Raw genomic sequence first — 24,711 nt, 5'->3', positions numbered from 1 at the left:
CGAAGCCCACGGTGATGATTTCATCGGTACGCCGGGTCGACGCATCCTTCATCCGACTGTTCCTTCGCGCCGGAGAACATTTTTCTTTCATGCTTTCATCCTGTCCGGTTGTGGACGAGATCGTTGATCTCCGTCATAACGGAATCCACAGGAAAACCATACTGTTCTGCCGCTTCCCGGAGGGTGAGAAACAGCCCCCGGCAGCAGACGCAGACCCCCAATTCCGCCTCCAGTCGCTTGAAGATTCTCTCCGTTTCCCGGTGCCGGCTGATGATGTCCAGGATCGTCATCTCAGGCGTGATGATGTCTGCCCTCTCTGCCGCCCTTTGCCCTGGCCGGGTCTCCGGGTTCTTTTCGTCGTTCATCTCAGCGCCTCCCGGATCGCCCGGGGGATGTGCCCGATCATCTCCCCGACCTGGGTGGCCGGTGTGGGCCGGGCATGGTGTCCCGCGAGCCGGTTGCTTCGCAGGGCCGCCACGGCCGCATCCCGAAGGTTCATCCCTCCCTCGATGAGTGCGGAGACGATGCCGGTCACGGTATCGCCGGTTCCCCCTATGGCCTCCATCGCCTCTTCCGAGGGGTGGTCAACGGTGGCGAGGATTCCGCTTTCATCGGCCAGATAATCCCGTTCCCCCTTGACAAGCAGGTACCGGGCCGCGTTGCGGTGCAGGTAGGCCCGGGCGATGAGGTCCGGGACGCGGCAGTTTTCGTGGAGAATGAAGCCTCGGGTGTAGAAGGGATGGGGCGCCTCCTCGTCGGCCAGAAAGGCCAACTCCCCCACATCGGGGGTGAAGAGGTCGTAGAACGGGGCCGCTCCGCTCATCTTGGCCGCATACATGAAGCCGGCATCGGCGATCAACCGAGGTTTCGGGTCCAAGGTCCCGAGCAACGCTTGCAGGCACCTGTGCCAATGGACGATGGGCTGGAGATAATGGAAGACGATGGTTTGAAAATGGGTACGGGACAAGGTCTCGATGAGATGGGCGTAGAGGCTGCGGCTGCCCTTGCCCGTTCCCGTATCGCCCGCCAGATAGGCGTAGGGCATAGGCCGGCCGAGAGCCTCGGCCGTCTTCACTGCCGCCGCGAGCAGGGCCGGCGTGCCCCGATGGACGGCTACGCTCTCCCCTCCGATCCGCACCTGTTCATCCTGGAGGCAGACTTTTCCTTCGGTCAACGGAAAGTCGTTGGCCGGCACGGTTCCCACTACACAGAGCATCGGCGTCTGACCTCCTCGTAAGCGAGTTGCAGTGCGTAACCGCAGAGGGTGTGTCCGATTTTCCGGGGGCTGGGAGCGGAAGCGAGGTGTTTTCCCACCATCGAGGCGGCCAGAAAGGGCACGTCGGGACAACCGCCGCCGGAGATGTTGACGATCGTCAGGCTTTCCTTGTCCACGGTCAGCTTCATGTTGGCCGCCCGGACCATGAGGTGTCTGCCGAAATCCTTGGTTTGGAAGAGATTCACGGGCTGGAGTAACGGACCGGTCACCGGGACAAGGCTCAGGGGCGGCAGTCCCGCCTCGGTGAGGATTCTGAGTATCCGCAATTCCTCGATCAGGGGGAATTCGATGACCAGATCGCACCCCTGGCGGATCTCCGGCGGCGGCCCCATGACCCGGATCTCCCGACCGTCTTGCTTCAACAGGTTTTCCGCCTGAATCACCTCGCTGGTGTTTTCAAACACCAGAATCCCCCGGTCTGCCTGAGAGGCATGCCCGGGAGATTTCCCCTCGACGTCCTTGGCTTTTCGCAAACCGAACAGATTCAGCATGGCTATTCCTTGTTGATCACGATACGGAAGACGCCCTCTTCCTCATTGATCCCGGCCACGACCCAGCCCTTGCTCGCCGCGGCCCGGGACACGTTTTCCCTGGAGGCCTCGTTGTCCACCAGAACGATCATCTCACTTGCTTCGCCCGACTTGATGGCATCAAGAGTCATCAGCACCGGCTGAGGACAGGAAAGGCCGCGGGCATCGATGGTTTTACTCATTGTGTTTCCTCCTTCTTAGGCGATTTTGGTTTTCATGGTAAAGCCGATGAACAGACAGACCGCGAAGCCCGTGATCACCGCCGGGATGCCGTAGGGACCAATGCCGGTCGCCGAACTGGCCAGGCCGAAGTTATGGGCGATCCCGGCCCCGACGATCATGCCCAGAACAAACACGGCAGCGTCTCCGTCCCCCTCGCCGGCCAGAAAGAGCTGACGGCCCGGACAGCCGCCGGCCAGGCAGAAGGCCAGGCCCGAGAGGGCCATGCCCAGAAAGTTCCAGAGGTGCATCGTGTGGGCAATGGGCTGACCCTCGAAACCGGGCCTGAACTGCCCGAGGATGAAATTGACCGCGAAGGCGGTAACGATCAGGGCGATGAACCCGGACAGGAGGTGCATCTGCCGGAAGAGGACGAAATCCCGAATGGCGCCCATGGTGCAGAAGCGGCTTCGCTGGGCGAGAAAGCCGATGAGAAGCCCCACAACGAGCGAGATCGCCAGTGGTGCGTGCATCGAGCCCGGTCCCTTGAGGCTGTAAAAAAGGATCCCGCTTTTGGGCTCTCCGCTGATCTGGGGAAAGAGCAGCAGGAGTGCGAGCAGCCCCAGCATGAACAGGGGCAGCATCCATCCCGCCGCGGCATGGGTCTTCTGGGTCCTTCCCAGGTTGTACCCCCCTTTCAGAAAGAGTGTACCGATCCAGATGCCGAAGATGAGGCCTCCGAGCCCCAGGATGGCGTTCCCGTCGCCGCCGGCCAGTCGCAGGGCCGCCCGCCAGGGGCAGCCAAGAAAGACCAGGGCTCCGATCATGGCGAAGATCCCGAGGAAGAAACGCACGATCGGCGCGGAGCCGACCCGAGGCTTGAATTCCTTGAACAGATAGGCCGCTATCAGCGACCCGAGGACGAAGCCGATGATTTCGGGCCGGATGTATTGCACCACATCGGCCCGGTGCAGTCCCAACGCCCCGGCGATATCCCGTTCGAAGCAGGCCACACAGACCCCCATGTTACCGGGATTCCCCCATTTCTGAAGCAACGGCGCCAAGATGCCGATGACGGTGCCCGCACCGATGATGCCCAACGCTCCGGCGAAGATGTTCTTAACACCCTTCATGGAAATACCTCCTCCTGTGATGTGATGCCCCCCGGACCCGCCGGACTGTCGTCGGACAAAAGCTGTCTTGCGGATTGAGTGTTGAAAGCGGCAGAGCATGTTCGCGTCACAATCCCCGGAGCCGGTCGCGGCAAATCGGAACCCGCCGCAGGTACAAAGGACAGGGCGCCGCAAAGGAAACGGCGGAGACGCTTTCCGGGGTTATGGTTGATGCTGTCGTGTGATGGGAACAAAGCTGCCACCTGACCGTGCCGTGCCGTTATCTCAACGGCACGACCTTCAGGGGGCTAAAGGACAAGCAGGGGAGAAACGGCGGGACGACGTCTTCCGGAGAACCGCCCGGGTTCTCTGGCATCGCCTCATATTAAGGGTGTGAAAATAAGCAATCTGTGAATCACTGATCCTACCCCAAATGTGTCGTCTTGGAGGTTACCGAATTCTCTCTAAATTTTTTGCACCATATAAGTAAAATGATCATGTGTCAACAAAGATGTTGGCAAATATTGCGTCCCATCTCAGAAGCACGTAAACCATCCGGGTTATAGGGTACCATCACAGGGGTGACCTTCAAGCGACTGACCCGGTCCTCCCACCGTCGCACACCGGCAGACAAAGGTGATGGAACTTTTCAAGACCTGCCGACGGTCTTCCCAGCTACCAGCTGCGCAGCCAGCTCAAGGGCGTCCACCGGCCAGAGGCACTCGGGCCTCGGACGGTGGACGCCGGGACGCCCGGCTTTGGGACGGCAGTTGAGAATCCGGTCGACCCATCGGCTGGGTATGGCATCCAGGCCATATACAGCACCCACAAGCGCCCCGCAGATCGCCGCGTTGGTGTCGGTGTCTCCGCCGTGCATGACGGTGCCGACGACGGCCTCTTCCAGGTTCGGTGCATGCAGGAGCTGCCACAGGGCGTTGCGGAATGCCGTCAGGACCCATCCCTGCCGGTGGACATAGTCGGCGGGTGGGGCTTCGGCGGCGCCTCGGACCGCCTCCAGGAGGCTCGCATCCACCCCCATATCTTCAGCCCAGGTTACGATCCGCTCGTATAGATTTCGGCCGTTGCATCCCAGACGGACGGCCTGTGCAATCGCCATTGTGAACAATGCGTTGGCTTGCTGACAAACCGGATGGGGATGGGTGATCGCCCCATCTTGTCGCGCCCACTCGGCGACATGTTCCAAGGCATGATTGGCTCCGAAAATACCCAGCGGGCTGATCCGCATCATCGCCCCATTGGCCTGACTGTCACGATCGACAGCCCCCCGCAGACCTTTGAAAATGGTCTTGCCGCAATCGCAGGGATCGGAATCCAGCCAGAACAGGTAAGCCTTCCTGGCTTCCCCGGGATCATACCGCCCCCGATCCACCAGCATGCGGGCCAGCAACAGCGCCATCTCTGAATCATCGGTCGGTTGACCGGCAATTGTGTTCCAGGTTCCTCCACCGGAAAGTTCCCGGACACCGTCGGGATATTCCTGTCGAATCTGTTCGGGTGTTTGGAACTCAACCAGGCTTCCCAACGCATCACCGGCGAGCTGTCCGAGGAGACAGCCCCGTGCTCGTTCCACCATTCCTTCCCGATGCGACGCTCGAATCATCAAACCTCCCACAGATGCCTGCTTTTCAGGTCGTCACAAGAACGGCCCGGATATGCCACCACAAGCGTGGAATAACCCGTCGATACGTCTGTCACACACACGTTCGGCTCTTTCGTTGCTGATCACCCCTCTGTGCCGATGTAAGAGAGACACTTCCCCACCAAATGCGAAAGACGCGATCCCAAGTAAAGTCAGCCGCAAATTCAGAGCTTGCCACGATTGTTTCATCCTTGTGTTTTCTCAGTGCCGGCTAACGCCCCGCATACCCGGTTGGCAATGGAACGCAGCAGAATTGCCAGTCCGAACGGTATCGAAACGAGAACCCCGGGAGGCCGGGATACCTGGAGCATGTCGTCGCGTCCTGTTCTGCCGGGGAGTCATTCCCTGAAGTTTATCTGTGAATGGGGATAGAGGCGCAGCAGGAGCGCCCTGATTTCTTCCCTGTCACCTCCATCAACGAGCTCAACCATGGTGATCGCCCTTCCTTCGTCGTCGAACCCCTCCTGCCATGACACCACATACCCGGGAACCTCCACGAACATGCATCCCCCGACACCACAGCAGGAATTGTCGACGACACCGACGCCGACGGCATAGAGGACGTCCCGGTCGCCGAAACGTAACCGCTTCTCTTCAAGGCAGACAACGTACCCTGAAATCGACCGTATCTCGCATCCGATGTCCTTATGAACGTAGGACTCCATGCCCGGCACCCTCCTGTGAAGACCCTTGAAAAACTGTCGATTGTGTCATTTCGACCACGGGAAGACTGAAACAGCGACCGGCGTTCAGAACAGCCTGCCCACATCCTGTACTCTTTGACGGGCCTCCGCCACCATTGTTTCAAGAAGCTCCTCGCAGGGAAGGACATCATGAACGAGACCGATGGATTGTCCGACCATCAGGGGTGACTTGTCTACGTCCCCCTCTTCCCAGGCCTGGCTCATACGGTCGCCGGAAATCAGCGGATAGAGGTCCTCAAAGGTTCCTCCCCGCTTTTCGATCTCACTGATTTCCCTGACCACCTGGTTCTTGAGGGCCCTGCCTTGCAGGTTAAGGCTCTTGCAGATAAGGGTGGTCTCGTTTTCCTGGCGCTTGACGATCTCCTGCTTGATGTTGTCGTGCACGTGGCACTCCCGGGTGGCAATGAAGCGGGTTGCCATCATCACTCCCCCGGCCCCCAACATCAGAGCGGCCGCGAGGGACCGTCCGTTCGCGATGCCTCCCACGGTCACCACGGGAATCTTGACAGATTCCACGATGCGCGGCGTGAGGACCATGGTGGTGACGTCATCGTCGAGGGGATGCCCTCCTTCCTCAATGCCGGCGGCGTAAACGCCGTCATAGCCGACTTTTTCCACGTGTCTCGCGTGACGTACGGAACCCACCTTGTGAAAGATCTTCACACCCGCCTTTTTCAGCCTGTCTATCTGATCGAGTCCCACCGCCTTGTCCAGGGGCATGCCTGAAACCTCTATGCCGGCAACCTGCTCCTCGGCACAGACCTTCAGGTAGATCATGTGGTGTTCGGCGGTGATCCGCACCGAGGGAAGAATCGTGATCCCTACCATGAATGGTTTGTCCGTCAACTTCCGCGTTTCTTCTATGGCGGCGCGAAACTCCGCCTCGCTCTCATAATTCCCGGCTGTGAGGTTTCCCATGCCCCCGGCGTTGGAAATGGCGGCACAGAGCACCGGCTTGGCGACCCATTGCATTGCCCCGCAGATTACGGGGTACTTGATTCCAAACATTTCCGTTATCGCTGTTTTCATGCCAACTCCTTGCATTGTCGTAGTTATCGTCCATCGGTTCCTTCATCGACCATGGATCACACCACTCCTTTGACGTCCTTCCCTCAGATCAACACGGCGCAATCCTCCAGGGGATAGGCCGCGCAGGAATGGATGTAGCCGAATTGCCGGTCTGATTTTCTGATCGGTGTTCCCCGGGGCTGGAAGACCGTTCCTGAAAGAAGTTTCAGTCGGCACAGGCTGCACTCGCCGGACCGGCAGAGGCTCGGTACCGGAATTCCGTTTTTTTCCAGCGTCGTAAGAATCGATTCAGTCGCCGGCGCCCGTATCGTGGCGGTTTTCACTCCCCCCACGGACAGCGAAAAGACGGCATCTTTCTTCACTTCTTCCGGCCACCCCGGCTGCTCCCAGACCTGGAGCGGCGGGCCGGACATTTCACGGCGGACGGATCGCCGGGGGATTCCCATCGCCTCGAGTTCGGGGAGGCAGAAATCATACATCCCCTGGGGTCCGCATATGAAAAAGGTCGCGTCATGCAGGGTTTTCATCTCTTCTTTCACAACGCTCCCGGTAATGAAGCCGCGTCTCCCGTCGTATTGTTCATCAGGATTTTCAATGACCGGAACGTAATGAATGTTGGCCGATACCGCGGCAATTCGCTCGATCTCTTCCCCGAAAATGATATCCGTTGAATCGCGGTTTCCGTAAAAGAGGAACACCCTGCGGTCAAGTCCCCGGTCGTAAATCTCACGGATCATGCTCATGAACGGTGTGATGCCGCTTCCCCCGGCAATGAAGGCCACCACAGGCCGGTGTATAATGGGATTGTAGTAGAAGGTGCCCACCGGACCGGAAGTTTCTATCAGGTCGCCGATTTGGATGGTGTCAAGCAAGTGGTTTGACACAAGCCCCTCTTCAACCCGACGGATCGTAACGTCGTACCAGGCCGTCTGGTTTGGGGGCGAGGAGATGCTGTAGGGCCGGGCTGTTCTGATCTTCCCGATAGTAAGAAAGAGCGTGACATACTGACCGGCAAGAAAGGGCGGGAGTTGACCGTCGGCCGGGATGAGCCTGAAGGTCGCGGTGGAGGAAGTTTCCTGAATGATCTCCCTCACTCTGAGGGTCATGCGCGGTGGATGGAGAGCGTTGATATACCTGGCTACCTCACCCCGTTCAAGGCTGTAGTCACTTCCGAAGCGCCTGGACAGTTCGATTTCTTTCAGAACCTCTTCGTAGCAGTCCATCTGTGGTGCCAGTTCATCATTCATGGCGCGTTCCTCCCCCCTTTCATTTCTTTTATAACGGCCCTGGCCGCCGCGGCACCTGATTCCAACGTCGGCTGGAAGCCCGGATACCCCATCCACGCACCGGCACCGTGCAGCCCCTTCAGGTGGCTTCGGGGCGGGACAAACATGGTAGAGTCCTTTCTGAAATGGTTGAAGCCGTAAATAGCGCCGCGGGGATGCCCCAGATACCGCAGATGGGTAATGGGTGTAGCTATCTCCATTTCCTCAACGTGGGTTCGCAGGCCCGGATAGACCTTCTCCGCCAGTGAAATCATGGCGTCACCCATTTTAAATTTCATCTCGGCGTAACGGGCGGGAGGCACCTTGAGCCAGGATTCGCCATACTTGAGCGTCACCAGGGTTACCTGGCATGTGCCGGGAGGGGAGAAGTCCGGCACGATGAGGTCGTAGCAGGTCATCATCAGGAAGTCCCTGTCATCGATGTCCACAACCTTCATTTTCTCATATCCGACATCGACATCCGTTGACTGGGAGAGAAAATGGGTTGCCTCGGGGATGCCGGCTTCCCCGGGTGTGCAGTCCAAACCCATGTAAACGCAGAAGGCCGACTGGCTGACGGAAGCCTGCCGCAGCTCGGGAATCACGCTTTCAGGAACCTCCTCCGGGTCGAGGAGTTCCATGTATGTGGCGATCTTGGAGGCATTCGATATGACGTAGTCGGCACGTATTTCATCGCCCTCGTCGGTGATGACCCCCGTACGGCACCGTTTTTCACGACGATTTTCTTCGCACCGCAATTATAGCGGACAGAACTCCCGGCAGTGATGATCGCGTCGGCGATGGCGTTGGACATGGCCTGTGAGCCGCCCTTCAGGTAGTAGGGTTTAAACTCTATGTAGCTGAACAGCAGAGCCGCGAAATCGTTGAATGAAAGGTGCCGGGGAGGAAGCCCCATGTACGCCCAGTAGGGGGTGATCACGAATTTGAGGAGGGGATCTTCAAAGTATTCATCGAGTACTTCCCGGGTGCTCCTCAGGGCATGGGTGAAGAACAGCGGATATTTTTCGCGGCTTCTTTCGGGATCCCTCATGTAAACGGCGCTGATCACCTCGATGAAATAGGCCTTCAGGAAGTCGAAAAACCGTTGTACGGCCTCTTTCTCCCGGGGGAAACGATTCGAAAGAACAGCGACTGTCTCTTCCCAGTCGGGACGCAGGGTTATGTCGATCGCATCGGCCACGGTAACGCGAAACAGATCGGTCATGGGAACGAAGTCAAGCTTGTCCATAACCCCCAGCCGGGTCAACAGTCCCCGAAGAGGACCGGGGTACTCGGGACTTCCCATCCCGCTTAACTGGTGGAGTGCCACCTCAAATTCGAAACGCCCTCTGCAGAAACTGGTTCCGCATCCGCCGGGTATATTGTGGCGTTCAAGGACCAGGACATTGATCCCTCTTCGGGCCAGTGTGGCGGCGGCGGTCAGCCCGCCGTTTCCCGCGCCTATAACGATAACGTCGAAATCAGTCATACCCCCTTCCTCCCGTCGGGACCCCCTTTGTAACTGTTGCGGTGTTCCGCTCGAAAGAGCGTTCTCTATCCCTTGAAAAAGGACTGAACGAGCTTAAAAAACTCTCCGGAAAAAACCATGATCGCCTGGTTTCGATTTTCAACGTTGATGGCGGCTTCCAGGGATGGCGCGTCAATGTTCTGATCCAGAACACGCTTGGTCAGTTTCAACGCGCCGTGGCTTTTTGCCGCCATGGCCCGCGCGTACGACAGGGCTTTCTCGCGGAGATCTCCCCTCGGAACGACACTGTTTACAAGCCCGATGCGCTCCGCCTCTTCAGCCATGACTTTCCTTCCGGTGAGAAGCACATCAGCGGCCCTGGCCGGGCCCACCAGGCGGGGAAGATAGTAGGAACAGCCCAGTTCGCCGCCCGAAAGGCCGATGTTGATATAGGAAGCGACAAAATACGCCTCGGGCGTGGCGATACGCACATCACTGGCCAGAGCCATGGAAAATCCGCCGCCCGCGGCGGGTCCGTCGACGGCCGATATGATGGGTTGGGAGATACGCCGCATGCCGAGAATAAGACCGGCGTATCGTTCCTGGACATGTTTCAGGAACAACTCGGGGTCCTTGAAGACATCCGTGTCCTTATAAAGGATCGCGTCATTGAGGTCGGCGCCGGCGGAATAGGCATTCCCGGCGCCGGTAATGACGAGGACCTTGCAGGACGACTCGACATGAGACAAAATCTGGAACAGGTGATCGAATTCGGCAAGCATGTCCACGTTTATGGCATTCAGCTGTTCCGGACGGTTCATGGTCACCAGCCCGATGGATGGCTCCACTTCCTCGAAAATCAGTGTCTTCCATGTGTTCGGAATGTTCATCATCTCAACCACTCCGTTTCTGCCGCTCCGGCTCCGGCGGTTCCCGCGGGAACAGTCCGTCGGTGGCGTTCCCCCGGCACTCCCCTCATGCATGCCGTCTCCGGGGAAAGTGCCCCGGAGGTTCGCCATGAATTCCGAAAAGGTCAATTTCCCTTGAACATCGGTTTCCTCTTTTCCCACATGGCCGTGATGGCCTCCATCATGTCCTCGTTGGGAATGGCCGCCGAGTTCTTCTGGGCCACGTAGGCGAGCCCCGGATACACACCGTTGTCCCGGCTGTAATTGATCACGTCCTTGACGCCCTGGACAGTGAGCGGAGGCAGGGCGGCCAGTTCTTCGGCCAGATCCCTCACGGCGGCATAGAGGGCCTCCCTGTCATCGCACACTCGCGTGACAAACCCCATTTTCAGTGCCTCTTCGGCACTGAAATCGCGGCCCGTGAGGGCCAGTTCCCTGAACCAGCCGTGGCCTATGATATAGGGAACGCGCTGCAGTGTGCCCATATCGGCTATGATGCCGATCCGTGTTTCCCGGATGGAGAAAAGGGCATCCTTCGACGCGTACCGGATATCACAGGCGCAGCACAGGTCGATTCCGCCGCCGATACAGTGTCCGTGCAGGGCTGCGATGACGGGCTTTCTGCACCTTTCAATGGAGTTCATACCCTCCTGCATACGGAGTACTTTCCACTGGAGCCACTCGCGCCAGCGGGCTGAACCGTCGCCCAAAAGCTCCTGGGCCGCCATGAGGTCGAGCCCGGCGGTGAAGCTCTTTCCTTCGGCCTTTATGACCACAACCCGCACTTCGGGATCTTCGTCGAACCCGTTCATGATCGGGGGCAGTTCATCGAAAAACTCGATGGTCATGGTATTGCGTTTTTCCGGACGATTTAAGGTCAGCCAGGCGATGGCCCCTTCTTTTTCGATCTTGAATATCTCGTCTCTGCTCATTGTTCACCTCATGCGTCTTGTTTCGGGGCATTAAATGCCCGTTGACACTTCCGGGGGCAGGCGGGTACCGAACTGTGGCCGATTCCTTTCCCCGTGACGGGTACCGGGCCTTTCATGAAAACAGCCCCGTCTTGTCGAATTCATCGATCTGGCTGTCCGCGTAGCCCAGTTCCCGGAGCACTTCCCGAGTGTGGGTCCCCGCCTGCACGCCGGCCATCCCGTACTCCGGGGGCGTTCTTGAAAACTTGAGGGGATTCGCCAACTGCCGGACCGTGCCTCCCCGGGGAAGCCGGACGTCCACCACGAGACCCCGTTGTACAACATGGGGGTCCACCAGGACTTCGTCAAGGGTGAGTACCGGCTCCACGCAGGCGTCGGGTCCATTGAATATGCTCATCCACTCATCGAGGGACCGGGACCTCAGTATCTCCCGCACTTCCTCCTTTACCGCGGAAGCGTTTTGCGGCGCCGGACCGCCGGCGACCAGGTCGGGCCGACCGATGGCCTCACAGAAGGCTGAAAAAAAGTGAGGCTCCAGGCCGCCGAAGCTCAGGTGCCTGCCGTCGGCAGTTTCGTAGAAATCATAGAGGGTGCCGCCGTTCAAAAGAAATTCCTCCCTGCCCGGAGCCGTTTCACCGGCCAGGACACTCGATCCCACGAGGGCATTGAAAGCGACGCACCCGTCGGTCATCGAGATGTCTATGCACTGCCCCTCGCCTGTGGCCAGACGATGGACCACGGCGGCAAGGATGCCGATAATCGCGTTGTGCGAGCCCGAGGCAACGTCGGCAATCTGCATCCCCATCAGCGACGGCCCCGAGTCGCGCCGTCCCGAGTAGGACATGAGGCCCGACCTGGCCAGGTAGTTGATATCGTGACCGGCCCGCTCTTTCAGGGGGCCCGTCTGTCCGTACCCGCTGAGGGAACAGTAAATGAGGGCGGGGTTTGTTTTTTTCAGGCTTTCGTAATCAAGACCCAGCTTTGCCATGACACCGGGACGGAACTGTTCGACGATTATGTCATATTCCTTTATCAGTTGATGAACGATCCTTACCGCCCGGCCATCCTTCAGGTTAAGGGCAAGACATCGTTTTCCACGCCCGAGAAAGGCCGTCGCAAAGGATAGATTGGTATCGTCCAGGTAGGGTGGAACGAGGGATGCCATGTCGGGCCGGGTAGAGGATGCGATTTTCAGAACACGGGCACCCATATCGGCAAGATACACGGTAGCGTAGGGACCGGGCAAGAGCGTCGTAAAATCAAGCACCTTTAAAGTCTTGAGAGGGCCCGCCATGTCTTTTCTCCCTGTCCCGGCACGCGACGTCGCGGTCGCGCTGCCGTTACAACCCCATGAATCGTGCGGCTATTTGTTTCATGATTTCGTTGGTTCCCGCGAAAATGCGGCTCACCCTGACGTCGCGCCAGGCTCGCGCGATCGGGTATTCCTCACAGTAGCCGCACCCGCCGTGAAGCTGGAGGCATCGATCGGCCAGGCGATTTGCCATGTCCGTAATCCAGTACTTGGCCATGGAAACCTCCACGACAAGGCTCCGACCCTCCATGTGGTCCACGATGAACTTGTCAAGAAAGGTTCTTCCCAGCTTAACCTCCGTGGCCATCTCTACGATGGTGAACTGGTTGATCTGAAAACTCGACATGGGGGACCACTTCTTTTTCGAGGTATCTTCGAACGGTGTCCCTGAACATGACGTGTTCTTCGGTGTACTGAATAATCTCCATGGCCCGCTGTCCTTTCAGGAAGCTCCCCGCTCAGGGGTTCGCGGTATCCCGGACAAAGGCGGCGATGAAAATGGATTTCAATGTTTTCTTCACCAACTGCCTGTAGTTTTCTTTTTCAAGCTTGATTACAGGCCCAAACACGTTTTCACCGGCGATGAAATTGTGTATGGAATTCATGATCGCCAGGACGGAAGCCATCGATTGGGGCAGGTGTTCCGCATCCTCGCCGAGCCCCATGGAATGGACGATGTCACGAGTGAATTCAGGAACCTTCAGATCCTGGCTCGCCTCATACCGGGTCTTGGTAAAATAACGGTAGAGTACAAGATTCGATATCTCGGGATTATTGAAAAGATAGTCCGTCATGACGTCAATGCCGATGGCGATGCGTTCTTCCAGGGGTTTCCCGCGGATCGAGCGTTCCACTTCCGTGAGCTTCTTTCCAAGATCGTTGTTGATATCGATAATGACAGCCTCATAGAGGTCCTTTTTCTCACCCCAGTGGTAGTGGAGAGATGAAATATCTATCCCCACGTCGCGGGCGATCATTCTCATGGTGGTTCCATGAAAGCCGTATTCGCCGAAAATCCGGCGCGCGGCCGACAGTATTTTCGCTTTTATGGACTCCGGGTTCTGCCGGGCCTTTTCAAGTATTGACTGCATTGTTCCCTTTCAAGATCAGTTCAATGGCGCGGTCGATGTCGTCATACCGCCGGAGCCGAGGGGATTCCGCTTCCCGGGCTTTCCGGCCGGGTACAGAATCCGGCCGGAATTTCTCTGGCGGTTTTATAAAAGGAGCTTGTACAAAGCGTCCTCTATCAGACGTTTTTCGACTTTTTTTTACGAGTTCGTCTTCTTTCATCGGATGTTCTTCGACTCTTTGCAAGGCTGTCAACCCTGAAGCACAGGACCGAGTACGCTGAACATCTCGAAGAGCTGATCGAAGTACTTGGGATTTTCAAGGCTGATGATCCTGCTCCAGTTTTCCATGACATCTTCCGGCGTGGGAATTTCCTTCCCTCCCTCCGAGAGGACGGCGCCGGGACCCGTCAGGATGGCCGACCTGCTGTAGTATCCCAGCGCGGCGTTGATAAACATTCCCGAATCCCGGCACTGTTCCGAACACATGTAGAGAACCGGGGGCATGACGAACTCGGGCTTGAGTTTCTCGAACAGATCGGGCGGCAGGACGTCTTCGGTCAACCGCGATCCCGCAACGGGAACGATGACGTTGACCTTGATGTTGTACTTGACACCCTCCAGTTTCAGGGTATTGGTCAGGCCGATCAGCCCCATCTTCGCGGACGAGTAGTTGGTCTGGCCGAAGTTGCCGAAAAGCCCCGCGCCCGAGGTGGTCATTATGATTCTGCCGTATCCGTTTTCCCGCATGTTTTCAAAGGCCGGCCTCGAAACGCAGTAGGCTCCCTTCAGGTGAACGCCCATGACGGCATCCCAGCTTTCCTCGTCCATCTTGGCAAAAGACTTGTCCCTCAGAATACCGGCGTTGTTGATCAGGATGTCCACCTTGCCGTAGGCGTCCAGGGCCGTTTTTACGATATTCCGACCGCCATCCACGGTGGCCACGCTGTCAAAGTTGGGAACGGCCTCACCACCGGCGGCCTTGATTTCTTCAACTACGAGGTTTGCCGCCGCGTCGCTTGAACCCGAGCCGTCCCTCGATCCGCCGAGGTCGTTTATTACAACCTTGGCACCTCTCCTCGCCAGTTCCAGCGCGTAGCATCTTCCGAGGCCGGCGCCGGCGCCGGTGACAATTGCCACTCTCCCCGTAAAATCGATTGCTGACATAGCTGTTTCCTCCTGAAATTCATGATCGGGAACTATCCGCTCCTCTGCCCGGCAGGGCCGCTTCAAATCTTCCGGTAATCTTGACCTCACCGTTCTGGTCTGTGGCCGTCACATCGCAGGCAATGATGTTCTCGCCCTTTTCAACACGTTTGTCCGTCACGGTACCGGTGACGGTTATGGTGCTGTTCTGTTGTGTCATCCCGGCAAAGCGAACGCCGAACTTTTTAATGTACTTCTGGGGGATCCAGGACGACACGGCGCGACCGACAATCCCCATGACAAACATCCCGTGGGCTATGGCACCATTTTTCAAGCCGACCGCCCGGGCGAACTCATCATCGGTATGCAGGGGATTGAAATCACCTGACGCACCCGCATACCTGACGAAATTCCCTTTCTGGAGGGGACCTTTGACCAGTTCAGGCATCGCGTCCCCGACATCGATGTCTTCAAAATAAAGTTGTTCCGCCATAGGTTATCCCTCCTTATTTCCTCTCAATAAGCAGCGATCTGGCCTTGGCCACCTTTTCGCCCCTCTGGTTGGTGTAAAGGATTTCAACGGTTACCATGTCCATCTTTGATCCCGATTTGCTCGTTTTCTCCTCCATGCCGACGACCTTCGGCGTACCGGATATCACGTCCCCGGGATAGATGGCCTGATAGTACTCGTACTCCTCCTCCCCATGGAGCACCATCATGATGTTGATCTTGAGATCGTCGATCATGCCCGGCATGTCGCCGGCCCACAACATCGGAACCGTAAGGAAGGTCAGCGGCGCCGGTGTATCTTTGTACCCGGCCTGCAGAGCGATTTCCCTGTCCCGGTACACCGGGTTCCGGTCGCCGAGGGCACGGACCATTTCCCGTATTTTACCCCGCTCCACTTCCCAGACGATAGGGGCATATTCCGTTCCTGTCTTTGACATGTCAGCCATAGTTCATCTCCTTTTTTTACCGGCGTTTTTACACATCCCCTCTCCCCACAATGGCGATACTGCAGATATTCATCATCGGGAAACCGCCCAGGTTATGGGTCAGCCCTAACTTCGGATCATTCAACTGACGGTCTCCCGCCCGTCCCTGGAGCTGCAGATACATCTCATAGAGCATCCTGATGCCCGAGGCACCGATCGGGTGACCGAAACATTTGAGCCCTCCGTCTACCTGACAGGGTATCGTCCCGTCACGATCGAAGAAACCGTCCATGACGTCCCGGGAGGCCTTTCCCCGCTCGGAAATATGGAGATCCTCCATGGTGACAAGCTCCGTAATGGAAAAACAGTCATGAACCTCCATCATGCTGATTTCTTTGCGTGGATTTTGAATACCCGCTTCTTCGTAGGCCATGGCGCTCGCCCTGGCGGTGGTGACAAAGTGTGCCCCGTCCCAGTCGTCATAGGCTATTTCCGTCCCGCTGCTCAGGGACAGCTGAAGGGCCTTGACGGTAACGAGGTCCTTCTTGCCCATTGATTTCGCGATTTCGGGGGTAGTGACAATGGCGCAGGCGGCCCCGTCGCTCACGCCGCAACAGTCGAAGAGCCCCAGGGGAAAGGCGATCATGGGGGAGTTAAGCACCTGCTCTTCCGTAATCACTCTCCTCAGGTGCGCCTTGGGGTTCAGGGCGCCGTTGGCGTGGCTTTTGACGGATATGTGTGCCATGGCTTTCTTCACGTCCCGGATGTCGATTTCGTACCGTGCCGCATAGCCCGTGGCAAGCATGGCGAAACATCCGGGGGCCGTCGCGTTGGGGAACCAGAGGGAATTGTAGGGCCCCATGGCGGTGCTGAACTCGGGAAGTCCCCCGTAACCAATGTCCTTCAATTTTTCCACGCCGATTGCCATGGCGATATCGACGGCTCCGGCGGCAACGGCGTAGACGGCGCCTCTGAAGGCTTCCGTTCCCGTGGCACAGTAGTTTTCAACCCTCGTCACGGCGATGTTCGGCAGGCGCAGCGCGAAAGCCGCGGGCAGGGCACTCTTTCCCACATTCACTTCATCAAGGCAGCTCCCCATCCAGGCGGCGCCGATGTCCTTCTTGTCTATTCCCGCGTCGGCAATACATTCCTCAAAGGCTTCTACCATCAAGTCTTCGGCACCGTCATTCCAGCGCTCGCCGAATTTCGTGCAGCCCATACCGATAATAGCTACCGTATCCCGTATTCCCCGTGCCATGGTTCACCTCCTATCCTTCCACCCGGGGAACGGCCTTCCAGAAGTAACCCGTAAAGCCCCGTTCCCTGTCCTGGTTGCGCCTTCTGAAAGACATTCTGACCGGCATACCGACCGCGACCTGCTCCACAGTGCAGTCGGTAAAATCAACGAACGTCCTGCCGCCGCCTTCGAAACCAACCATGCCATAGACCGCCGGCGGATGTACCGATGCCGCAAGCATGTCGCCCGTGTACATGAGAACCTTTGCCTTTTTGTCGGAGAATTCATATTCTGTAAAATCGTCGACACTTCCACAGTCGGGATTCACGCACACCGAATTACCCGGGTACTGGGCCGTTCCGCACCTGTTGCATTTGAGACCCACAAGCCCGTACAGGCTCTTTCGGTTCCGCCAGAGGACCGTCAGGGAACTACTGGGATTTGCTTCTCCTCTGATTCCCTGGTCCGCCTTGATCAGGTCACGGAACTTTGAAAACTTCTGGTAGCTGTCAAGTTCGGTCCTTGATTCCAGACAGCCCTTCACCCCGCGTCGGGACCTGAGTTTCTCTATGTTTTCCGTGATTTCAAAGGCCAGAACGTCGCAGCCCTGACCGAAGCCCGCCAGCAGAATCCTGTCTCCGGGACGGGCTTCCTCAAGAGCCGCGGCGAACATCAGAAACGGATGGGCCGTTCCCGTGTCTCCGCAGACGGCATGCATGTTGTCTTGCACTTTCGCCGGATCGACGCCCAGCTTTTTCGCGATGCCCCTGTGGGTTCCTCCGAAATAGCAGGGATAGACAACCTTGTTGAAATCTTCTATTCTCATGCCCGTCTTCTTCAGGAAACCGGCCACCGCCCGGGGAATGATTTTTCCGTACCCTTCATCGCGCGACCAGCGTTCTTCCCAGCTGTAGTCAAACTCCTTGTTCCATCCCCGGTAGTGATCCACAAAATCGACGTTGACTGAATAACTCCCCTTGAATTCCGCGATGACATCCTGTGTGCCGAAGAGGAGGGCCGTGGCGCCGTCTCCGTAAAACATCTCCAGCATGGCGGCCATCCTGGTCCCGCGCTGATCCGCCGCGGCAACGAGCACGTTTTTCTTCGCTCCCGATCCCAGGGCCTCGAGGGCGGAGATCGCCGCCGTTGTCGCCGCCTTGGTGCAGGCCGTAAAATCGGCGTTCATGACCCCCCCTTCCGGCGCATTCAGCGCCGTCGAAAGGATGCCCGCATGCAGGCGGTCGGCAAAGGGGAGTGTCGTGCTGGCCAGGTAGATTCCGTCAAGTGCCCCGCGGTCTTTCCCGGTCATGCAGTCGTAAGCGGCCGCCACGGCCATGCTCACCGCGTCTTCATCCCAGTTTGCCACCGCTTTCTCGCCTTGAGCAACAGCCATGATTACCGGGAAATACCAGGCCATATTCCGGACGATGAGCATCCTGCTCAACCGGTACCGGGGAATATGAACCCCGTAGGAAGTGACACCTGCCATTACACGCCCTCCTTTCACTGTAAGTGTGATGTCTCTATCCCTTGAAGCCCCCTGTCTCCGGACGACGCATCTTGATTCCGCCGTGAACCGTACAGTCCGGGGACATGATGCCATCGACACATTCAATTCCATGATTCCATCATTTGATGTAATGATGTTTAAACGAATACTACGGATTGTCAAGAAAAAGCGGCGGGGAAAATCCCTTTTCCCGAATAACCATGGACACTGATGAAGCCATCACCCATCGAACGTTTTCGCTTTTTTGCAAGCCCTTCAAGCTGCCGATCGAAAGGGCGGGGATTCCGGGGAAATCCCTTTGACAGGAATCCTGTTTTTTCATATACTCCCGCCGCTCACTCAACAATGATCCGGCTTCATCCGCCCCATCGACCGAGGCCCGGAAAAGAGTCCGGTAGCCGCGCATGGATTGTCTCGTATGACTGATCATAAGGAATATCCTCCCTCCTGGCTTCCCTGGATCATGTGGGGGCTGGGAGCCGCTTTTTATATGAGCGGCTTTTACCAGCGGGTCGCCCCGGCGGTCATGACGGATCATCTGATGGCCGATTTCAGCATCGGCGCTGCCTCTCTGGGAAATCTTTCGGCATTTTATTTTTACAGCTATGTCGCCGTTCAGATCCCCACGGGCATTCTTGTCGATTCATGGGGACCCAAAAAACTGCTCACCCTGGGGGCTTTCGCCTCCTGTTTGGGGGCCTTTCTTTTCGCCGCCGCTCCTGCCATCATGATCGCCAATGCCGGCCGCCTCCTGATCGGCGGGGGCGTGGGTGTCGCCTGGGTCGCGCTGCTCAAGCTCTCCATGCACTGGTTCAACCCCCGAAGATTTGCCACTATAGCCGGTCTGGCCCTTTGCTGCGGTGTCGTGGGGGCCGTGTCGGCCGGTGTGCCCCTGCGGATCATGCTGGACCATTTTGGGTGGAGGCCTGTGATGCTGGTGTCGGCCGGTCTCTCCCTGGTTGTTGCCGTGGCGATTCTGATCGTGGTTCGGGACGACCCCTCCGAACATGGTTATGCCGGTTTTATGCCGCCCGACGCCTTCAGATCCGCTTCGACCCTGTCGGTACTCGAGGGGCTGATGAAGGTGTTCCGCTACAAGAACACCTGGCTGCTGACTTTTGCCCCCGCAGGGCTCACGGGATCCGTGCTTGCCTTTTCGGGTCTCTGGGGAATCCCCTTTCTGTCGACCCACTACGGGCTGTCCCCCGCGAAGAGCGCCGCCCTGACATCCGCCCTTCTTACGGCCTTTGCCTTTGGCGGACCCGTGTCGGGAGCATTGTCCGACAGGATCGGCCGGCGGAAGCCTCTGTTCCTGGGAGGCTGCCTGATTGCCGGTGCGGGCTGGGCCATGATCCTGTTCATACCCGGGTGGCCGGTATGGCTCCTGACAGTGTTGCTCATCATCGCGGGATTCGCTTCGGGTACCATGGTCCTGAGTTTCGCTTTCGCCAAGGAATCGGTACCATCCTCATTGGCCGGTACTGTAACCGGAGTCTGTAACACGGGGATCATGACGGGACCCATGGTACTCCAGCCGGCCATGGGGTGGGTCCTTGACAGGAATTGGAGCGGCCTTATTGAAAACGGGGTGAGGATCTACCATATGGAGGCGTACCGCTCGGCCTTCGTCCTCATGATCATCGGTTCGATCCTCGCGGCACTTCTCATTTATTTCACCACTGAAACACACTGCCGTCAAAGCGTCACGTGAGCATGACCGCTGTCAGCTCAATTTATTCCGGAGTTCGTGGAGGCGGGCCGCCTGGAGGATGAAGGCCTCCAGGAGCGCCGTGATGATTCGGGGAAAGCGGTTACCGTCGCTTTCTATGGTCGGGAAGGGCAAGATATCGATCCTGCCGGCGAGTTTGCGTACCTTTTCGTCACCGGGAGGCTGCGGATCCTTTTTCCCCGCCGTTTCATGAATCTACCCCCCTCAGGCGGATCATCATCCGACCTTTCCAGGTACTGTTTGGCGTACACTCCTTCACAGGACATCGCACGCGGCCCCCCCGCCCGTATCTGATTGCGGTACCGCGGCAGAGAACGCGCCCACGAGAACAGAACGAATGGTCTCGTGGTCCTTGGCATGGGCGAGTACGGTGACTCGATCCCATCCCTGCAGATTGGTTGATCCTTTGGGAACCACAATGTCCTTGTCCCGTGTTATCAGGACAATCACCGATCCGGCAGGAAGCTGCAAATCAGCGATGGCACATCCGATTGCCCCGTGTGGATCAGGCAGATCAACGACCATCAGGTCGAAGTCGCTTTCGGCCATGGTAACGAGTTCCAGGTCGAACAGGGGTTTTGGCCGCAGGGGGCACATGAGGTTGAGCAACCGTGCCACCCATCCCAGTGTGGACCCCTGTATCGCGATGGACAACAGAACGGCAAAAAACACGAGATTGAAGACCTCCTGTCCGATGGCAAGCCCGGCAGCCGCCGGGTAGGTGGCCAGGACGATGGGAACCGAGCCTCGAAGACCGGCCCAGGCGATAAATGTCTTGTTTCTCCATCCAAGCCTCATACCCGTCGTGCCCAACAATACCGCGAAAGGTCGTGAAATCAGGGTCAGAACCAGGAACAGCAGAATGCCGTCCAACCAGATTGCTCCCCACTGATGGGGGAAGACCTGGAGCCCCATCAAGGCGAACATGCCGACGTTGGCGATGGTGGAGATTGCTGATGAGAAATTCGTCACCCCCTGTTTGTAGACGAATGGGCGGTTTCCCATCAGGTAGCCCGCCACAAACACCGCCAGCATTCCGCTGGCATGGATCATTTCGGTCAGCCCGTAGATCAGCAGGATGATTCCCAATGAAAGCACATAGTAGTAACCGCGGTCCGGTGATTTAAGGCGATTGAACAGCCACAGTGCCGCCTTGGCGAGAAACCAGCCGCAGAACGGCCCGGCCGCGAACTTCCAGATGAAAAGCAACACAGGCATATGCCAGGCGGTGTGGGTGGTGGTGATCCCGTCAATCACCGCCACGGTGAGCAGGATCGCCATCGGGTCGTTGGCGGCGCTTTCGATTTCAACTGTGGACGAGAGCTTTGACGGCAGAGGTTGTCGGCGGAGTATCGAAAAGATTGCCGCCGCGTCGGTGGACGAAATGATCGCGGCGAGCAGAAGCGCCTTGTGAAGCGACCAGTTGAACACACCATAAAGAACACCGAAGGTTGCCAGAGCCGTCAGGACGACGCCCCAGGTGGCAAGTCCGCCCGCGGGAAGGGCGACTGCCTGAAAGTTTGCGCGTCTGGTGGTGAAACCGCCGTGAAACAGTATGAATACCAGGGCCAGATTCGCGATTCTATTGGTCAATCCGATATCATCAAAGTGCCAGAGCCTCAGAACATCACTGCCGAAGAGAATACCCGCGCCAAGGGCAATCAGTATGACCGGCACACTCCAGCGATCGAGCCATACGGCAGCCAGGGCAATCGCAATCAACAGAATTGGTACAACCACATAGACAACATCCATAATCCCTGCTATTCGTCTTTCTTTCGTATGACGGTTTCGTAAAACGGCACCGGAGCCATGACCTCCGGAACTATGGCCGGATGCCTGATTACGCTCCGGCCTTCGTCACTGCGGCGCACCTCACAGTACGCCTCATTCATCAGGATGTGCGCGCCGTGCCTCAAGGAACTTTTACGAAACCGTCCTCCATCGGAGGTTTTAAGGCTCTTCAGGAGTTCGTTAAGTATCGTTCACGGGGGGAATCATCATGGCCCCTCAACGCTTCGATTCAGGCACCTACCCCCGCGGCCCGTCGGAGCGAACAACCGTCATCCGCGCCGCTTTCTCGGGCCGCCCGGCATCGATGGTCAGGTTCCCTGTAGATACCTCCCCGCGCTGTTGTCCGCCTCTCCCGCACATACTCCACGACCAGTCGACGGCGGTTCGATTTTCTTGTATTCATACAGATGATCCGGGTATCCTGGATAGGCCACAGGCGTTCACAAGCGGGCATCTGCCCGGAATTCATGGTCATGGAGCAACGCGCCTTCGCGGTTGGGTTTGGAGTAAATCATAGCCGGCTTCTTCCTGTCAAGGCTGACGGCTTCGTAAAATAGCCGATTCATAGCCTCCGGGGTGTGCTCTCCGTGCCGGTCGTGGCCCGTACGATGCGCGGCCGTGCGTCCGCACCCGTCACGCGTCTTATGGCCGGTGCACGAACCAGCTTCGTGGAGGTGAGCGTGGTGGATGGTCTTGCTCATAATGCCGCATCCCCACAAGAGATGACCGCTCCGTTACCGCGCGGGACGGATGGCTCGATCCGTGTCACCCGACGCCTGAATCAAACCGGGCTCGAGGCGGTTTCGCCTCTGTGAATCGTCAGGCGCCGCGATCCAGTATCTGTTTGAGCACCACCGCCTCATTGTGCAACTGATCCCGGGCCGCATACACAAGGGTGATGTTTTTTTGGCGCGAAAGTGCCTGAAGCTCTGACAAGGCGGGATTGTTTTTCAGCTCGGCGCGATACCGCTTTTCGAACTCCTCCCACTTCTCCGGGTCATGGCCGAACCATTGACGAAGCTCGGTGGACGGCGCGACCTCTTTGATCCAACGGTCGATCTTGGCTTTTGCCTTGGTTAATCCCCGGGGCCAGAGCCTGTCGACGAGTATTCGCTCACCGTCGGTTCCGGCCGGACTTTCATACGCTCGTTTCAACATAACGGTCATACATTCCTCCATGCGCGCCTGAAACACTGCCTGATGACTTTGTAAAAGGGTATCGGAGGCATGACCTCCGCATTGCAACCGGATACCTGGTGGGCTTCTCGCGGCTGCGCATCATTCCCCAGGATGTGCCGCCGTGCCTCAAGGACCTTTTGCAGAACCATCGCGTTTGACGGTGGTTCCGGCGATCTTGTACGGAATCGTTCAGATATATCTGAACGATTTTATTTCGGAAGATAATCACTGTACTCTATGAAATATCGATAGAAAGCAACCGCTATGAGGGAGTGTGTGATCGTACCGTTGCGCAGCAACTCATGTATTTCGTGAAGAGGGACGAGTACGATCTCGATGTCTTCCTGCTCGTCAAGATCCTGTTTCTGCAGGCGGGAGACATTCTTCGCCAGAAAGGTGTGGCACATGTTGTCGAAAAAGGCAGGATTGGGGTGAACAGAACCAAGGGGGATCATCTCTTCCGCTATGTAACCCGTCTCTTCCAGCAGTTCTCTCCCGGCCGCCATCCCAAGCGACTCGCCATCATCGACGACACCACCAGGCAACTCCAGCGTTGCCCGGCGAATTCCGTGACGCCACTGATTTATCATAATCACCTGATTGTCGGCCGTAAGGGGAATGACATTGACCCAGTCCGGCGACTCAAGGACAACGAAGTCGTGGGCTTTACCCGTCCTGGGGGAACGGGCACGGTCTTTCCGCAGGGAAAATATCCCGAAGGAATACTCTTCTATGCTTCTGATGAAGTCCCATGGTTTTACCGGCATAAAAAATTTCTACAGAAAAAGGGTGTCGTGGTCAAGTCTTAATACCGACGCTTCGTACATCCGATTAGTCTTCTCCGTTGCTTTGCCCACTCTCTTTGTCATTGAGGCCGTTCCCCCACGTCATTGAGGCCATCCCCCACGTCATTTCGACCGCAGGGAGAAATCTTTCATGCCTCACAATGTGCCCGCCATGCCTCAAGGATCTCTTTTGCGACATCGTCCTCCATCGGACGATGTCCTGATTTATTCGAGGTCATCCATGGTGCGTACCTTGTATCCCCGTGTCATTTACTCCTTGACGGCTCTTTTTTTTTGCGATACATTCCCGCGATCACGGTTGAATGAACGATCATTCACGCCCCGCGGAGCAGGACGATGAGATATACCGACAAACGCTGCGATATTATGGAGGCGGCCCTGGAACTCATTGCCGAACATGGTTTTCACGGAGCGCCGATGTCCGACATAGCTGAAAAAGCGGGCGTAGCCGCGGGAACCATCTACCGCTATTTTGAAAGTAAAGATATTCTGATAAACGAGTTGAACCAGGAGCTTGAAACAATTGTCTCGTCACTGCTTCTCGAAGAATTCCCCGAGGGGGGGACAGTACAGGAGCGCTTCTGCCACGTGGTGCGGGCACTGTTCCGCTACTTTATCGATCATCCCCTTCAATTTCGCTTTATGGAGCAGTACTCCTATTCTCCCTACGGCGTCTCGCGAAGACGGGACAAGCTCCTGGGAATCAGGGGAGATGCTGATCGACAGTTGTTCAGAATGGCCATTGAGGAAGGTGTGGCTGAAGCGACACTGAAAAATTTTCCCGTGATGGTGCTCTGCGGGCTGGCGTTCGGCCCTATGGTGTCCCTGGTCCGGGACCATATTCTCGGCTTCATCCACCTCGATGACGTACTTATAGACCGCATAACCGAAGCGTGCTGGGATGCCGTGAAACGGTGAGTCCGCGATTATAAACGGCGCGGGTCTCTTCCCTG

27 protein-coding genes are annotated in these 24,711 nt (G+C 57.4%); 2 read left to right on the top strand and 25 right to left on the bottom strand.

The window, feature by feature from the left end:
* Nucleotides 1–95 precede the first annotated feature (95 nt).
* From M0Q23_04735 to M0Q23_04635, 21 genes are all read right to left on the bottom strand, one after another.
* Nucleotides 96–365, bottom strand: coding sequence for a DUF1858 domain-containing protein (locus M0Q23_04735; GenBank protein ID MCK9527947.1), 270 nt, complete (start codon nucleotides 363–365; stop codon nucleotides 96–98).
* A complete protein-coding gene (locus M0Q23_04730) occupies nucleotides 362–1,216 on the bottom strand; it encodes a sugar kinase (protein ID MCK9527946.1) in 855 nt (284 codons plus the stop codon). Before M0Q23_04730 ends, M0Q23_04735 begins: the two co-directional genes overlap by 4 nt.
* Nucleotides 1,204–1,767: a DUF3343 domain-containing protein gene (locus M0Q23_04725; protein MCK9527945.1), complete on the bottom strand. Its 564-nt coding sequence runs from the start codon at nucleotides 1,765–1,767 to the stop codon at nucleotides 1,204–1,206. The genes M0Q23_04730 and M0Q23_04725 overlap by 13 nt, the downstream gene beginning before the upstream one ends.
* Before the next feature lie 2 nt (nucleotides 1,768–1,769).
* Nucleotides 1,770–1,988, bottom strand: coding sequence for a sulfurtransferase TusA family protein (locus M0Q23_04720; protein ID MCK9527944.1), 219 nt, complete (start codon nucleotides 1,986–1,988; stop codon nucleotides 1,770–1,772).
* A gap of 15 nt (nucleotides 1,989–2,003) precedes the next feature.
* Nucleotides 2,004–3,098, bottom strand: a complete 1,095-nt coding sequence (gene yedE, locus M0Q23_04715; GenBank protein ID MCK9527943.1) for a YedE family putative selenium transporter — start codon at nucleotides 3,096–3,098, stop codon at nucleotides 2,004–2,006.
* Between the two features lie 628 nt (nucleotides 3,099–3,726).
* Nucleotides 3,727–4,671 (bottom strand): ADP-ribosylglycohydrolase family protein, encoded by a 945-nt coding sequence (locus M0Q23_04710; protein ID MCK9527942.1) that lies wholly within the window; start codon nucleotides 4,669–4,671, stop codon nucleotides 3,727–3,729.
* A 404-nt stretch (nucleotides 4,672–5,075) separates the two neighbouring features.
* Nucleotides 5,076–5,402 carry a hypothetical protein gene (locus M0Q23_04705; GenBank protein ID MCK9527941.1) on the bottom strand — a complete coding sequence of 109 codons (327 nt, stop codon included), beginning with the start codon at nucleotides 5,400–5,402 and terminating at the stop codon, nucleotides 5,076–5,078.
* 84 nt (nucleotides 5,403–5,486) lie between these two features.
* Complete coding sequence (locus M0Q23_04700) at nucleotides 5,487–6,470, bottom strand: nitronate monooxygenase family protein (GenBank protein ID MCK9527940.1); 984 nt, start codon at nucleotides 6,468–6,470, stop codon at nucleotides 5,487–5,489.
* Between the two features lie 83 nt (nucleotides 6,471–6,553).
* A complete protein-coding gene (locus tag M0Q23_04695) occupies nucleotides 6,554–7,717 on the bottom strand; it encodes an FAD-binding oxidoreductase (protein ID MCK9527939.1) in 1,164 nt (387 codons plus the stop codon).
* Nucleotides 7,714–8,340, bottom strand: coding sequence for a hypothetical protein (locus M0Q23_04690; protein ID MCK9527938.1), 627 nt, complete (start codon nucleotides 8,338–8,340; stop codon nucleotides 7,714–7,716). Before M0Q23_04690 ends, M0Q23_04695 begins: the two co-directional genes overlap by 4 nt.
* Entirely contained in the window at nucleotides 8,337–9,224 is an 888-nt protein-coding gene (locus tag M0Q23_04685; protein ID MCK9527937.1) for an NAD(P)/FAD-dependent oxidoreductase, read from the bottom strand. Before M0Q23_04685 ends, M0Q23_04690 begins: the two co-directional genes overlap by 4 nt.
* A 65-nt stretch (nucleotides 9,225–9,289) precedes the next feature.
* Nucleotides 9,290–10,186, bottom strand: coding sequence for an enoyl-CoA hydratase-related protein (locus tag M0Q23_04680; GenBank protein ID MCK9527936.1), 897 nt, complete (start codon nucleotides 10,184–10,186; stop codon nucleotides 9,290–9,292).
* A 50-nt stretch (nucleotides 10,187–10,236) separates the two neighbouring features.
* Complete coding sequence (locus M0Q23_04675; GenBank protein ID MCK9527935.1) at nucleotides 10,237–11,043, bottom strand: crotonase/enoyl-CoA hydratase family protein; 807 nt, start codon at nucleotides 11,041–11,043, stop codon at nucleotides 10,237–10,239.
* A 112-nt stretch (nucleotides 11,044–11,155) separates the two neighbouring features.
* Nucleotides 11,156–12,337: a CoA transferase gene (locus tag M0Q23_04670; protein ID MCK9527934.1), complete on the bottom strand. Its 1,182-nt coding sequence runs from the start codon at nucleotides 12,335–12,337 to the stop codon at nucleotides 11,156–11,158.
* 46 nt (nucleotides 12,338–12,383) lie between these two features.
* On the bottom strand, nucleotides 12,384–12,701 hold the full coding sequence (locus M0Q23_04665; GenBank protein ID MCK9527933.1) for a hypothetical protein: 318 nt from the start codon (nucleotides 12,699–12,701) through the stop codon (nucleotides 12,384–12,386).
* A gap of 112 nt (nucleotides 12,702–12,813) precedes the next feature.
* Nucleotides 12,814–13,446 carry a TetR/AcrR family transcriptional regulator gene (locus M0Q23_04660; GenBank protein MCK9527932.1) on the bottom strand — a complete coding sequence of 211 codons (633 nt, stop codon included), beginning with the start codon at nucleotides 13,444–13,446 and terminating at the stop codon, nucleotides 12,814–12,816.
* 228 nt (nucleotides 13,447–13,674) lie between these two features.
* Nucleotides 13,675–14,589 carry an SDR family oxidoreductase gene (locus M0Q23_04655; protein ID MCK9527931.1) on the bottom strand — a complete coding sequence of 305 codons (915 nt, stop codon included), beginning with the start codon at nucleotides 14,587–14,589 and terminating at the stop codon, nucleotides 13,675–13,677.
* A gap of 19 nt (nucleotides 14,590–14,608) precedes the next feature.
* Nucleotides 14,609–15,061: a hypothetical protein gene (locus tag M0Q23_04650; GenBank protein ID MCK9527930.1), complete on the bottom strand. Its 453-nt coding sequence runs from the start codon at nucleotides 15,059–15,061 to the stop codon at nucleotides 14,609–14,611.
* Between the two features lie 13 nt (nucleotides 15,062–15,074).
* A complete protein-coding gene (locus tag M0Q23_04645) occupies nucleotides 15,075–15,524 on the bottom strand; it encodes a MaoC family dehydratase N-terminal domain-containing protein (GenBank protein MCK9527929.1) in 450 nt (149 codons plus the stop codon).
* Between the two features lie 28 nt (nucleotides 15,525–15,552).
* Nucleotides 15,553–16,761, bottom strand: coding sequence for an acetyl-CoA acetyltransferase (locus M0Q23_04640; protein MCK9527928.1), 1,209 nt, complete (start codon nucleotides 16,759–16,761; stop codon nucleotides 15,553–15,555).
* A 10-nt stretch (nucleotides 16,762–16,771) separates the two neighbouring features.
* The gene (locus tag M0Q23_04635; protein MCK9527927.1) at nucleotides 16,772–18,229 is read right to left on the bottom strand and encodes an OB-fold domain-containing protein; all 1,458 of its coding nucleotides are present in this window, start codon (nucleotides 18,227–18,229) and stop codon (nucleotides 16,772–16,774) included.
* A 439-nt stretch (nucleotides 18,230–18,668) separates the two neighbouring features.
* On the opposite strand from M0Q23_04635, the gene M0Q23_04630 reads away from it, so the two are divergent.
* Nucleotides 18,669–19,961: an MFS transporter gene (locus tag M0Q23_04630; protein MCK9527926.1), complete on the top strand. Its 1,293-nt coding sequence runs from the start codon at nucleotides 18,669–18,671 to the stop codon at nucleotides 19,959–19,961.
* Between the two features lie 273 nt (nucleotides 19,962–20,234).
* On the opposite strand, the gene M0Q23_04625 is transcribed toward M0Q23_04630, so the two are convergent.
* The 4 genes from M0Q23_04625 to M0Q23_04610 all read right to left on the bottom strand — a co-directional run bounded on the left by M0Q23_04625 (nucleotide 20,235) and on the right by M0Q23_04610 (nucleotide 23,542).
* Nucleotides 20,235–21,734 (bottom strand): potassium/proton antiporter, encoded by a 1,500-nt coding sequence (locus tag M0Q23_04625; GenBank protein ID MCK9527925.1) that lies wholly within the window; start codon nucleotides 21,732–21,734, stop codon nucleotides 20,235–20,237.
* Between the two features lie 268 nt (nucleotides 21,735–22,002).
* Nucleotides 22,003–22,248 (bottom strand): hypothetical protein, encoded by a 246-nt coding sequence (locus tag M0Q23_04620; GenBank protein MCK9527924.1) that lies wholly within the window; start codon nucleotides 22,246–22,248, stop codon nucleotides 22,003–22,005.
* Between the two features lie 344 nt (nucleotides 22,249–22,592).
* Nucleotides 22,593–22,940, bottom strand: a complete 348-nt coding sequence (locus M0Q23_04615; protein MCK9527923.1) for a DUF488 domain-containing protein — start codon at nucleotides 22,938–22,940, stop codon at nucleotides 22,593–22,595.
* Between the two features lie 221 nt (nucleotides 22,941–23,161).
* Nucleotides 23,162–23,542, bottom strand: coding sequence for an NUDIX hydrolase (locus M0Q23_04610; protein MCK9527922.1), 381 nt, complete (start codon nucleotides 23,540–23,542; stop codon nucleotides 23,162–23,164).
* A 552-nt stretch (nucleotides 23,543–24,094) separates the two neighbouring features.
* On the opposite strand from M0Q23_04610, the gene M0Q23_04605 reads away from it, so the two are divergent.
* On the top strand, nucleotides 24,095–24,676 hold the full coding sequence (locus tag M0Q23_04605) for a TetR/AcrR family transcriptional regulator (protein ID MCK9527921.1): 582 nt from the start codon (nucleotides 24,095–24,097) through the stop codon (nucleotides 24,674–24,676).
* Nucleotides 24,677–24,711: the final 35 nt, after the last annotated feature.

This window comes from Syntrophales bacterium (assembly GCA_023228425.1).
Classification (GTDB): domain Bacteria; phylum Desulfobacterota; class Syntrophia; order Syntrophales; family UBA2210; genus MLS-D.
The sequence above is the reverse complement of the archived record's forward strand: the minus strand, read 5'-3'. Positions and strand labels throughout refer to the sequence as shown.